Annotated in this window: 6 protein-coding genes; 5 read left to right on the top strand and 1 reads right to left on the bottom strand. The window is 59.3% G+C overall.

The genetic code is table 11. The features are described 5' to 3' along the window. Window positions 1-86: 86 nt before the first annotated feature. A complete protein-coding gene (locus CIT37_RS25700) occupies window positions 87-2,420 on the bottom strand; it encodes an AAA family ATPase (protein ID WP_095426577.1) in 2,334 nt (777 codons plus the stop codon). A 298-nt stretch (window positions 2,421-2,718) separates the two neighbouring features. Between CIT37_RS25700 and rfbC the strand changes: the two genes are divergently transcribed. The 5 genes from rfbC (at window position 2,719) to CIT37_RS25675 (ending at window position 12,906) form a co-directional block, all read left to right on the top strand. Further along, window positions 2,719-3,276, top strand: coding sequence for a dTDP-4-dehydrorhamnose 3,5-epimerase (gene rfbC / locus CIT37_RS25695; RefSeq protein WP_028143636.1), 558 nt, complete (start codon window positions 2,719-2,721; stop codon window positions 3,274-3,276). A gap of 10 nt (window positions 3,277-3,286) precedes the next feature. After that, the gene (gene rfbB / locus CIT37_RS25690) at window positions 3,287-4,345 is read left to right on the top strand and encodes a dTDP-glucose 4,6-dehydratase (RefSeq protein WP_028143637.1); all 1,059 of its coding nucleotides are present in this window, start codon (window positions 3,287-3,289) and stop codon (window positions 4,343-4,345) included. A 7-nt stretch (window positions 4,346-4,352) separates the two neighbouring features. Further along, a complete protein-coding gene (gene rfbD / locus CIT37_RS25685; protein WP_049801695.1) occupies window positions 4,353-5,342 on the top strand; it encodes a dTDP-4-dehydrorhamnose reductase in 990 nt (329 codons plus the stop codon). Further along, window positions 5,251-6,153, top strand: coding sequence for a glucose-1-phosphate thymidylyltransferase RfbA (gene rfbA / locus CIT37_RS25680; protein ID WP_081494267.1), 903 nt, complete (start codon window positions 5,251-5,253; stop codon window positions 6,151-6,153). The genes rfbD and rfbA overlap by 92 nt, the downstream gene beginning before the upstream one ends. 87 nt (window positions 6,154-6,240) lie before the next feature. Continuing rightward, window positions 6,241-12,906 carry a DUF4082 domain-containing protein gene (locus tag CIT37_RS25675; RefSeq protein WP_095426578.1) on the top strand — a complete coding sequence of 2,222 codons (6,666 nt, stop codon included), beginning with the start codon at window positions 6,241-6,243 and terminating at the stop codon, window positions 12,904-12,906. The last annotated feature ends 9 nt before the right edge of the window (window positions 12,907-12,915 follow it).

Genomic DNA, 12,915 nt, shown 5'->3' with positions numbered 1-12,915 from the left:
CCTCTCTGGCTTGACGTTCCTCCGGATGCTCCGATCGGCAGACCGTCTAACGCGCAAATCGTGATGGTGCGCGGCGAGGGGGCCGCTCAAGAGCTCGAAAGACCGTAACGAACATAGTGACTGTCGTCGTAGTAGTCGCTTCGATGGGTGTCGTATCGCGCCATTGCCTTGATGTCCGTCTTGTTCAAGACTGCGCCGATCAGCGAGTCCGAGATCGTCGGGGCAGTGTGCAGTGCATGCTGAACGACCTCGATCTTGGTGCGTCCCCACTCGACGACGAGAACGTAACAATCGATCAGAGGCGCCGTGACCCGTACGTCGACAAGCGGACTCAGCGGCGGAAGATCTACAATGACATAGTCATAGCTTTGTCGCAGGCGATCAAAGAGCTTGCATATCGCGCTGTCGGACAGAAGTTCGCTCGAGTGAAGTACGGGCCCGCGTTGAACGGCCGGAAGAACGGCAAGATTTGTCCTCGGATCCCGCCATACCACCTCCTCGAGTGGGCGATCACCGTTCATGACTTCAATAATGCCATCCACCGCCTTCGGGACGAGACGGGCCGAGAGCGATGGATTCCGGAGATCGCAGTCCACTATGATGACCTTCTTCCCGCTGTGTCCGATAAGTTGCGCCACGGAAGCAGCAATCGTGGTCTTGCCTTCGTTTGGGAGAGCTGACGTCAGGCCAATCACCTGGTTGGGGGTCTTTGCCGGGCTGTGATCGATCGCAATCTTGATCGCACGGATGGCCTCCGTGTACCGAGACAGGGGCATGCCTACGACGGCGCGATGAATGTCCGGAGCGGTCGAAAGTATTCGTTGGCTCGAGTCTTCCTGCGTCTGTTGAAGCCGGGCTGACGGCCTCTGCGGCTTGGGTAAGTTCAGGATTGGCACGAGAGACAGGCACGGCAGTTCCAGCGCGGCCTCGAGCTGGGAAGAGGTACGGAAAACGCGGTCCATTACGTCTCTCACGAAACCGAGCAGTAGTCCCAGCGCGAGGCCACCCAGAAGACCGAAACTCAGCACGACCTTCGTCTTCGGTTTGCTCTTGGTTTGAGCGGCGGAGGCGGGGAAGATGACCCGGGTTTCAGAGATAGGGAAGGTCTCCTGTTGCGTCGAGCCCATGTACTGCTGAAGGAAGGTATCGTAGAGGGCCCGCAGGCTTTTTGCGCGACTTTCCAAATCTCTTATCGTCAGCTCTGCCGAGTTCGTGAGGCGCGACTGCGCAATGGCAACGGACAGACGTTTTTCGATCTCCTGCTGCCGTTGCTTTGCGAGTTCGGCTTCGCTGCGGCTGATCTCGGAAAGTCTCCTCACCTCGTCTAGAATGGAGACCCGAAATTCACGGAGCCTGTTTCGGACGTTAACGACCGCCAGATGGTCGCGCCCGACGCGTGCCGATAACTCGGCCTCACGCCTGGAGAGTTCGAGATATTGCTGGCGTAGCGACGTAATGATTGGACTGTTCATCGCGTCGGAGCCGATGGCATCCAGATTGCTTATCGCGGATGGTTTTGCCGGGTCGGTGCCGAGGAGAGTTTCGTAGCGGGACAGCTTGGCCGCAGCCTCCGAACTCTGCGCACGGGCGGTAGCCAGCCGAGTATTGAGTTCCGTGATCTGCTGCTCGTCGATCGGTTTTCCACCGGGCGAAACGATGTTGTTCTGAGATTTGTAAGCGTCAACGGCACGTTCGGCGGTCAACGCCTCCTCACCGAGGTTTCGCAGCCGTTCCCGCAGCCAATTTGTTGCAGTGCGGCTGGCTTCAAATTTCGCGTCGAGCTGATCGTTGATGTAGGCTTTGGCAATTGCGTTCGCGATTTCCGCCGCTAGCGCTGGATCGCTCGAGGTGAAGTTGACTTCAATAACGTGACTGTAGCCAACTCGACCTGCAGATAGGCGATCCAGAAAGCTCGCAATGGCGGCTTCTGAGAGTTGCTCTGGCGCGGCAGATTGCGCAGCTTCCGACGCATTCGATCGCCATCGTCGAAGCCAGCTCAGTAGCCAGGACTGCAGCGACCGGGACTCCTTGAAATCCGGATGATCGCCCAATTTTAGCTGCTTGATCACGGCCGCAGCGGTTGCCTGCGACTTGATGATCTGCAGCTGCGTTTCGATCTGAGTGACATCGACGATCGGTTCGGAGAGCAACGATTGCTTCTGGAGGAATTGTGCCCTCGGGTTTTCGAACAGGACCTGAACCTGCGCCGTGTAGGCCGGCGAAACCAGTCGGAGATATATCAGGCTGGCGGCACCTGCCAGGACGGTGGTGAAAATGATGACGAGGTATTGCCGCCTTATAAAGACGAGCGCCAATTTAATGAGCTCGCCGATGCCCGCGGCGTCTTGGCGATCCGCCTGCATTGGCATGGAGGAGGGCAGACGTGCCCCATCGGTTTGGAGCGTATTGGTCTGAAGCATCGGACAATTCTCTCGGCTATTGACAGTCGCGCGGGAGCACGGGGCCGTAGGCGATAATTCGAATCCGCGGCCGTATTTAAAATAATATATCTGATAAATTTTGTATTGCCAATTAAATCTGGCTCAGGCATTAATTGTCTGGAAATTAACTCGATGAAGGGCCGGCGTCCGATTAAACCCGATATTTGTCGCGAACTGAGCGAGGCGGACTTGGTCTGCTGCGCCGCTCAGTTGGGAGGACATGGGGAGAATAGGCCGACCGTCCGGGCGCTAGCGCCGCTTATCGGAGCGTGCGGTCATGCTGGAAGTGCGAAGTTTGGCGATTCCGGATGTCAAGCTGGTCCGATCGAAACGCTTTTCCGATACGCGCGGCTATTTTTGCGAGACGTTTCGTCGCTCTGCTTTCGCCGAAAGAGGAATTTCTCACGATTTCATCCAAGACAATCAATCCTGCTCGGAGCGAGTCGGGACGGTTCGCGGATTGCACTTCCAGCAGCCTCCTTTCGCGCAGACCAAGCTGGTTCGCGTGTTAAGGGGAGCGATCGTTGACGTGGTGGTCGACCTTCGGCGGCGGTCGCCGACATTCGGCCGGCACGTCTCGGTCAAACTGGATAGCGAGACTGACGAGCAGTTGCTCGTTCCAAAAGGGTTCGCTCACGGTTTCTGTACGCTCGAGCCTCAAACTACGGTCTTTTACAAGGTCGACGAGGTCTACTCTCCGGACCACGACGCCGGCATCCATTGGGCCGATCCGGAATTGGCTATCGAGTGGCCGGTGAGGGCCTCGGCGGCCCAGCTTTCACCGAAGGATCGGGCGCTTCCCCGTTTCGACCAGCTTGCTTCAGTGTTTGAATAGAGGGCGTGGCATGCGTGTCCTGGTGACCGGAGGAGCGGGATTTATCGGGTCTGCGGTCTGTCGACAGTTGGTGCTGGAAGCCGGTGCCTCGGTCGTCAATGTCGACAAGTTGACCTATGCGGCCAATTTGGCCTCGCTGGCATCCATCGAAGGTACCAGCTGTTATCGATTCGAGCAGCATGACATCTGCGATCAGGAGGCGGTCACTCGCTTGTTTCACGAGTGGGAGCCAAGCGCAGTCATCCACTTGGCAGCGGAGAGCCATGTCGATCGGTCGATTACAGGCTCGGCAGCGTTCGTTAGCACCAACATCGTCGGTACCTATACTCTACTGGAAGCTGCCAGACGATATTACGACGGGCTTTCAAGCCAGAGGCGAAGTCAGTTCAGGTTCATTCACGTGTCGACGGACGAGGTCTACGGTTCATTGGGGCCGGTCGACTGCTTCCGGGAAGATACCCCTTACCGGCCGAGTTCACCCTATTCGGCGAGCAAGGCCGCCTCGGACCACCTCGCGCTCGCCTGGTATAAGACCTATGGCTTGCCGGTGATCGTCTCCAATTGTTCGAACAATTACGGACCATTCCAATTCCCGGAAAAGCTCATTCCCCTGACGGTTCTCAACGCGATTGAGCACAAGCCGTTGCCTGTCTATGGCGACGGCAGCAATGTGCGCGATTGGCTTCATGTCGACGATCACGCCGCAGGCCTGATCAGGCTGCTGTTCGAGGGCAGGGCCGGAGAGAAGTACAATTTCGGCGGCGATAGCGAACGCTCGAACCTGGAGGTAGTCACCCAGATTTGTGACGTGCTTGATCGACTACGTCCGGGGCCGACAGCGAGGCGATCCTTGATCTCGTTTGTGCCGGACCGTCCGGGACACGACGCACGTTACGCAATCGATGCGTCCAAAGCGCGCAGCGAGCTGGGATGGCAGCCGACCCGAAGCTTCGAACAAGGTCTCGCCGACACGGTGGAATGGTATCTGGCCAGCGGCGCCTGGTGGGCGCGGGCTCGCAATATGGTCTACGACGGCGCGCGCCTTGGTCTCCCAGCCACCCGCCACTGAGGTTGCCATGATCGAACGACCGATTCTGATTGCTGGTCGAAACGGCCAATTGGGCAGTTGCCTTCGTGATCTCGCTGCGCTTAGCGGCCTATCTGCAGTGGCCCTCGGACGTGAGGAGCTCGACCTAGAAGTCCGGGACGGGATCGACAGGACGGTCGCCTCGATCGCCCCCTGCATGATCATTAATGCCGCGGCTTATACGGCTGTGGATCGGGCAGAGTCGGAAGTCGGAAAAGCCTTCAGTGTCAACCGCGATGGTGCAGCTGCGTTAGCGGATGTCGCATGGCAGAGAAACATTCCGCTTGTGCATTTATCGACGGATTACGTCTTTGACGGTGCCAAGAGCGAGGCTTACGACGAGACCGACGTTCCGGCGCCGTTGAACACATATGGCGCGTCAAAGTTGGCCGGCGAGGCGGCCGTTCTGGCGGCGCATCCTCTCGCGACTGTCGTCAGGTCGTCTTGGATCTACAGCGCAACAGGCAGCAACTTCGTTCGGACGATGTTGCGGCTGGCCGAAACGCGCCCAATCGCAAGGGTGGTCTGCGACCAACACGGAAGCCCGACGTCAGCAGCGGAGCTGGCCGCAGCGCTCCTGAAGATCGCAGAGCGGTCGATCACAGATGATCGCCGCATCGCGGCAGGCATCTTCCATGTGTCCGGCCAGGGAACAACGAGCTGGCACGGCTTCGCCGAGGCAATTTTCGATGGTTTATCCCGTCGTGGAGTGCGGCCGCCGGCGCTGGAAGCGATCACGACTGAGCAGTACCCCTGCGCTGCGCGCAGGCCCCTGAACTCCCGCCTGGACTCGTCCAAAGTGGAGCGCGTGTTTGGAATTCGATTGCCGGCCTGGCGCCACTCTCTCGAAACCTGTCTCGACCAACTTGTCGGAAAAGGAGACACCGATGCTGAAGGGAATAGTCCTGGCTGGCGGCAGCGGAACGCGGCTCTATCCGATCACGCGTGTGGTGAGCAAGCAGTTGCTGCCCATCTATGATAAGCCGATGATCTACTACCCGCTGTCGACGCTGATGCTGGCAGGAATCCGCGAAATCCTGGTGATCACGACCCCGGCAGACCGGTCTCAGTTTGAGCGATTGCTCGGAAATGGAAGCCAGTGGGGGATTAGCCTCAGCTATGCGGAGCAACCTCGTCCCGGCGGCCTGGCGGAAGCCTTCATCGTAGGTGCCGATTTCATCGGAACCGATCGCGTCGCAATGGTGCTCGGAGACAATATCTTCTTCGGCGGCGGCTTGCGCGAACTTCTCACAAGGGCGGCAGCCCGCGAGGAAGGCGCAACCGTGTTCGCGTATCACGTGCGCGATCCCGAACGATATGGCGTCGTTACGTTCGACGAGGCGGGCCGCCCACTACGAATCGAGGAAAAGCCGAGAAAGCCGACATCGAACTGGGCGATCACCGGTCTTTATTTCTTCGACAACCGGGTCGTGCGATATGCCCGCCGTGTCAAGCCGTCGCCGCGGGGAGAGCTCGAGATCACCGATCTGCAAATGCGCTATCTCGCGGCCGGCGCTCTCCACGTCGAGCGCATGGGACGGGGCTTTGCATGGTTGGACACGGGCACGGTCGAGTCGCTTCTCGACGCAGGGACCTTTGTGCAGACGCTTGAAAAACGACAGGGCATGAAGGTGGCTTGTCTCGAGGAGGTCGCCTTTCGGCAGGGATTCATCGATGAAGATCAGCTTCTTGAACTGATTCAGCCGCTGGAGAAGAGCGGATACGGCAGATACCTCAATGAAATCCTGCGGTTGCCCGGGGCGCGCTCCGGCGTCGCAATCGATGGCTGATTTAAAATTATTATTTACGATTTAATTAATTGACCGGCGCGGTTCTTTTAAATTAAATACTTCGCTTGCGAAGCTCGAGGGCTGGCCATGTTGAATCAAAAGGCGAGCGTCTTCCATCGGCCGGCAAGGCCGCTCCTCCCGGAAGAGGGTGATTTCGGCCAGATAGATGCTGACTTGCTCGGTGCGCCCCTCTGGAATGCGATCCGGAGCAGAGACGCTGCTTGGCTGTGGAGGACGACCAGCACCCTGACGCGCCCGGACAGCCTCGGCTCGCTACTCTCCTCAAGCTCCGATCTGCGAGCGGTGGCCGCGTCTTCGCGTTCGCGAGCCGGTACGACACATTGGATAAGTTCGAGCGGCGGCTATTGGAATGTCGCCACGAATTGGAGTGCGGGTATTCCGACGGCGGCGCACGGCGCCTTCATTGGCGCGCCTGGATCCTATGTTGTCACGACCAGAGCCAATGTCGATGTGGGCAGTTTGATCGTTGAAGCAGGTGTGACGATCGCGCTCGGGGAAGACTCGTCGTTCGTGGTGGAAGGTAACGCCATAAATAACGGGAGCATCAAGGTCGGATCACCCGGCGGCGAGGGGGTTGCCGCAGCGGACTTCAAAGGTGATGTCCGCGGGTCGGGCGCCTTCGCGATTTCCGACAAATCGGCACTCGAGATCGGAGGCTCGGTCTCCGGACAGCTCGTGAACGGTTCGTTTTACGGAATAACCGTCTCGTTCGAGACGGACGTCGGCACCCTGGTTCTCGATCGCTCCGCCCAATTTCATGGCCTGATCGGGAGCTCGTCGCCGGACCGACCGCTTTCAACCGGCAATCTGATCGACCTCAGGGATTTCGCTTTCACGTCGACGATGTCGGCCTCCGTTCATTACGACCTGGGCTCAAACATCAGCACAGTCGATTTCAGCAATGGAGTCGGCAATGTCACTCTGCTGTTCTCCGGCCAGGATACGAACTGGACCTTTGCAAGTGATGGGCAGGGCGGCACGCTCGTTGCAGACCCAGTCACGAACCCGATCGTACTGGAAAATCAGAAACAAGGCACATCGCCAAATATCTGGCAGATCGACCCTGGCGCGGACTCAACGAAAATCCAGGGGTTCACGACAGCGATAAGTACCAACATCGGCGGCACCGTTCAATTCAAGATCAACAACCAGACGGGCAATCCGAATTATCGTATCGATATCTACCGGCTGGGTTATTACGGCGGCAACGGCGCCAGACTGATTACGACCGTACAGCATCAGGCCGCAACTTCGGTTGTGCAGCCGGCGCCATTGAAGAACGCATCGACGGGCCTCGTCGACGCCGGCAACTGGAGCGTGACCGACTCATGGAGCATACCGACTGACGCCGTTTCTGGCGTGTACATCGCCAACGTCATCGACGGAACGCAGATCTTCCAGATTCCATTCGTCATCCGCAACGATGCGTCGCACAGCGCTGTGGTATTTCAGACGGCCGATCAGACATGGCAAGCCTACAACCCCTGGGGCGGAGCCAATCTTTACACCGGCAACGGACCTGGCATCAACGGTTCGGCCTATGCCGTAAGCTACAACCGCCCCATTACGACGCGTGACGGTGGTCTGTACGGCACCGCCAACGATATGGTGTTCTCGGCGGAATATCCGGCGATCTACTGGCTTGAGCAGAACGGATACGACGTCTCCTATATCTCCGGCATCGACGCTGCGACCAGCGGATCACTCCTGCTCAACCATCAAGTCTACATGGATGTCGGTCACGATGAATATTGGACCGACAGCCAGTTTTCCAACGTCCAGGCGGCCGGCCGTGCCGGCGTCAATCTGATGTTTCTCAGTGGCAACGAAGTGTATTGGCAAACGAGACTCGCGCCCAGTATCGATGCCAGCCAGACGGCCAACCGCACCCTGATCTCGTACAAGGACACCCACGCCAATCAGTTGATCGACCCAACTGGAACGGCGACTGGCACCTTCATGGACGCGCGCTTTGCGTCGACTGGAGGCCTGTCGGGAATCCCTTCCAACGCCCTCACCGGCCAGGTATTTCAGGTGGACTCCGATCGCACGGATATTATCCGGATTCCGTACGACATGACGAAGTTGCGCTTCTGGCGCAATACGTCGGTTGCCAATACGCCGGTGGGCCAAACCGCCTCGCTTGTACAGAATCTGCTCGGTTATGAGTGGGATTCGTCGCCTGATAACGGCTTCCGCCCGGCTGGACTGGTAAATGTGTCGTCTTCGACGCTGCAGATCACCGGCCAATATCTCCTGGACTACGGCAACACCACGGGCAACGGAACAGCAACTCATAATCTGGTCGAGTTTCGCGACCCGGTCAGCGGTGCCCTTGTTTTCGGGGCCGGCACGGTGTTCTGGTCGTGGGGCCTCGCCTCCGATCACGACCAGGTGGTTGGGTCCGCTACGCCGATTGATCCGAACGTCCAGCAAGCAACGGTCAATGTGCTCGCCGACATGGGCGTGCAACCCGCGACGCTGCAAGCGAGTCTGGTAATTGCTTCCCAATCGACTGATCACACTGCTCCAACATCCACCGTCACGAACGTCTCGGCCAGCAGCATCCCGGAGGGCCAGTCGGTTACCGTCACCGGATCGGCGAGCGATGCGGGCGGCGTCATCGGCGGTGTTGAAGTCTCGGCAGACAGTGGACAGACGTGGCATCCCGCCAGCAGCAGAGTCGGCATCGCGAATGTGACCTGGTCGTATACATTCTCCGCTGGCGCTTCCGGCCAGTACAACATCAAGAGCCGGGCGGTGGACGACAGCCTGAACCTCGAGACGGCCGGCCAGGGCGTTGCTTACACCGTCACGCCTTCGTCGAACCTGACGATCTTCAATCCGACCGATACGCCGGCCGTAGTCACAACCAACGACGCCGGCGCTGTAGAATTGGGTGTGAAGTTCGTCGCCGCCGAGTCCGGCGATATCACCGGCATCCGGTTCTACAAGGGGCCGCAGAACACGGGGACGCATCTGGGCGATCTCTGGACGACGAATGGCGTACTGCTTGCGAGCGCCACGTTCACCAACGAAAGCGCGAGTGGTTGGCAACAGGTGAATTTCGCGACACCGGTCCATGTGCAGGCCGGGGTCACCTACATCGCCTCCTATCACACGAATACCGGTCAGTACTCTACGACCGACTTCTATTTCGACAATGCCGGCCATACGCACGGTGCGCTGACGGCGACAGGCAGCGGCCTCAACGGTGTCTATGCCTACGGTCCCGGACCGCTTTTCCCGAACACTGTTTCGATTGTGAAGGCTCAGAATTATTGGGTCGATGTCGTCTTCAGAAATACCAGCCAGCAGCCACAGGCCAACAATGACAGCGGTTTTAACGTAACCGAAAACGGTGTTCTGACCATTCCGGCATCGGCGCTGCTCGCCAATGATACGGATCCGGCCGGCCTGTCGTTTTCGATCACCGGCGTGAGCAGCCCAATCAACGGTAGCGTAAGCTACAACGCTCAGGCTCAGACAGTGACGTTCACTCCGACCGCGAATTTCGCGGGATCGGCGCAATTTTCCTATACGATCACTGACACGAGCGAGGCCACCGGAACCGGCCAGGTTCTCCTCAACGTCAACTATCCCGTCTCCGCGCAAAGCCTGTTCGCCACAAACGCCGCGCCGAGCGTGGCCAATTCGGGTGATACGAGCTCCGTCGAGGTCGGAGTCAAGTTTTCCGCTTCTGTGAGCGGGACGATAACCGGTCTTCGTTTCTACAAGGGATCGTCGAATACCGGTACCCATGTCGCGCATCTGTGGAGCTCGACGGGAACGCTCCTTGGTACGGCGACCTTCGCGAACGAGACGGCCAGCGGCTGGCAGCAGGTCAGTTTCGCGAGCCCGATCGCCATTTCCGCGGGAACGACATATGTCGCGTCCTACCACACCAACGGAAATTATTCCGACACTCAGAACTACTTCACGAGCTCAGTTACGAACGGCCAGTTGACCGCGCCAGCGGCGGGGAATGGAGTGTACGCCTACGGAACCGGGACCGTCTTCCCGGCCAACGTCTACAAGTCGACCAACTACTTTGTCGACGTGGTCTTCAATGGATCCGCCGCTACGAACAGGTCGCCGACCGCCGTGGCCGACACCGGCGACGCCACCGAGAAGGGCGGCGTCAATAACAGCACCGGCGGTTCGCTCGCCACTGGAAACGTGCTGACCAACGACACCGATCCGGACGCCGGCGATACGAAGACCGTAACTGCGGTCAGCTTCGGTTCGACCCCCGGCACGATCGGCTCAGCGCTGAATGGCGCGCATGGAAGCCTCGTGCTCAACGCCTCAGGGACCTTCACCTATACGGTCAGCGAGACGGATCCCGCCGTGCAGGCGCTGCGGCTTGCGAACAACACGCTGACGGATGTCTTCAATTACACGATGCGTGATGCCGCCGGCGCAACATCCTCGACCACGCTCACAGTCACCATTCACGGTGCCAATGATGCACCGGTGCTGGCGATCCAGACCGGTAACCAAACCGCGACAGTGGGTTCGGCGTTCTCGCTGACGCTGCCGGCCGGCACCTTCACCGACGTCGATTCCGGCGATTCACTCACCTATGGTGCGACAGCGGCGAACGGCTCCGCACTTCCCACCTGGCTGACCTTTAACGCATCAACTCGAACCTTTAGCGGTACGCCATCGTCAGCGGATGTCGGCACGCTGGGTGTGAAGGCAGCTGTGACGGATCTCGGCAGCCTCACCGCGAGCGAAACGTTCAATATTGTCGTGACAACGACCGCGAACGCCCCGCCAACCGCCGTCGCCGACACGGGTGACGCGACCGAGAAGGGCGGTGTCAGTAACGGCAGCGGCGGCTCACCCGCCACGGGAAACGTTCTGACCAACGACACGGATCCGGACGCAGGCGATACGAAGGCCGTGACTGCGGTCAGCTTCGGTTCGACTTCCGGCACGCTGGGCTCGGCGCTGAATGGAGCGCACGGAAGTCTCGTGCTCAATGCTTCGGGTGCTTTCACCTATACCGTCAATGAAACTGACTCTGCCGTCCAAGCCTTGCGGCTATCGACTACCACGCTGACGGACGTGTTCAATTACACGATGCGTGACGCCGCCGGCGCAACATCGTCGACTACGCTCACAGTCACCATTCATGGCGCCAATGATGCGCCGGTCCTGGCGGCCCAAACCGGCAACCAGACTGCAACGGTTGGTTCGGCCTTCTCGCTGACGCTGCCGGCCGGCACCTTCACCGATGTGGATTCCGGGGATTCACTCGCCTATACGGCAACTGCGGCCGACGGCTCGGCGCTTCCCGCCTGGTTGGCTTTCAATGCGTCGACCCGGACTTTCAGTGGCACGCCGGCGTCGGCCGACGTCGGCACGCTCGGTGTGAAGGCCGCCGCGACTGATCTCGGCGGACTCACGGCCAGCGAGACGTTCAACATAGCAGTGGGCACGGCCTCCTCGACGGTCAGCTTGTTCTCGGCGTCCGATACGCCTTCGGTGCTCTCGACGTCCGACACATCTCAGGTCAATCTCGGCGTACGGTTCACATCCTCCGCTGCCGGCACGATTACCGGGATCAAGTACTACAAGAGTGCAAACGACACCGGCTCTCACACCGGCTCACTGTGGAGCAGCACGGGAACGCTTCTCGCGAGCGCAACCTTCTCCAACGAGACCAGCAGCGGTTGGCAAACCCTCACATTCAGCAGCCCCGTCTCGATTGCGGCCGGATCCACCTACGTGGCGAGCTTCCACAGCAACGGACGCTATGCGACGACGTCAAACTACTTTACCGCCGCACGCACGAACGGGCCGCTCACGGCTCCCGCGAGCAACAATGGTGTGTACACTTATGGAACAGGCAATCTGTTTCCAACCAGTACATTCAGCGCGACAAACTATTGGGTCGATGTGTTGTTCAGCAACGGGAGTGGCGGCACGAACCAGCCGCCGATCGCCAGCAACGACAGCGGCTTCAACGCCACCCAAAACGTGCCACTCAGCATTTCTGGTTCGGCACTCCTCGCAAACGATACCGATCCTAACGGGGATGCGCTAACAATCACCGGGGTCAGCGGGGCCGTCAACGGGACCGCTAGCTTCAGCACCCAGAACAATACGGTGACGTTCACATCGGCGAGCAATTACACCGGACCGGCCTCGTTCAATTACACGATCTCGGACGGTCGAGGCGGGACGGCGAGCGCAAGTGCGACCGTGACCGTTCACGCGCCGTCAGCAAGCACCGTAAGCCTGTTCAGCTCGAATCCAACGCCCAGCGTGGTGACGGTGAATGATCCGAATTCGGTTGAGCTCGGTATGAAGTTCCAGGCGTCCACCACTGGCGACGTCATGGGGCTGCGCTTCTACAAGGGACCATCCAATACCGGCACTCACGTCGCCGATCTTTGGAGCAGCACCGGGACCCTGCTAGCGACGGCCACATTTACCAATGAGACGGCGAGCGGCTGGCAGCAGGTCAATTTCGCGACGCCGGTCACGATCACGGCGGGCACGACCTATGTCGCCTCCTACCACACTGCGGGAAACTACTCGGACGATCCGAATCTATTTGCCAGTTCGGTAACCAACGGACCATTGACCGCTCCGTCATCCGCGTCCAGTGGCGGAAACGGCGTCTATGCATACGGATCCGGAAGTCTCTTCCCCACCAACACCTTCAACGCGACGAGCTACGCGGTTGACGTCCTCTTCAGGCCGCAGCTAGCAGCATAGGAGAACCGC

It is taken from the genome of Bradyrhizobium ottawaense (assembly GCF_002278135.3).
GTDB classification, from domain to species: domain Bacteria; phylum Pseudomonadota; class Alphaproteobacteria; order Rhizobiales; family Xanthobacteraceae; genus Bradyrhizobium; species Bradyrhizobium ottawaense.
Note: the sequence above shows the minus strand (reverse complement) of the source record. Positions and strands in the feature narration are given on the sequence as shown.

Coding starts and splice junctions, on each gene's coding strand:
- CIT37_RS25700 (WP_095426577.1), bottom strand. CDS start 2,420: ATGCTTCAGACCAATACGCTCCAAACCGATGGGGCACGTCTGCCCTCC.
- rfbC (WP_028143636.1), top strand. CDS start 2,719: ATGCTGGAAGTGCGAAGTTTGGCGATTCCGGATGTCAAGCTGGTCCGA.
- rfbB (WP_028143637.1), top strand. CDS start 3,287: ATGCGTGTCCTGGTGACCGGAGGAGCGGGATTTATCGGGTCTGCGGTC.
- rfbD (WP_049801695.1), top strand. CDS start 4,353: ATGATCGAACGACCGATTCTGATTGCTGGTCGAAACGGCCAATTGGGC.
- rfbA (WP_081494267.1), top strand. CDS start 5,251: ATGCTGAAGGGAATAGTCCTGGCTGGCGGCAGCGGAACGCGGCTCTAT.
- CIT37_RS25675 (WP_095426578.1), top strand. CDS start 6,241: ATGTTGAATCAAAAGGCGAGCGTCTTCCATCGGCCGGCAAGGCCGCTC.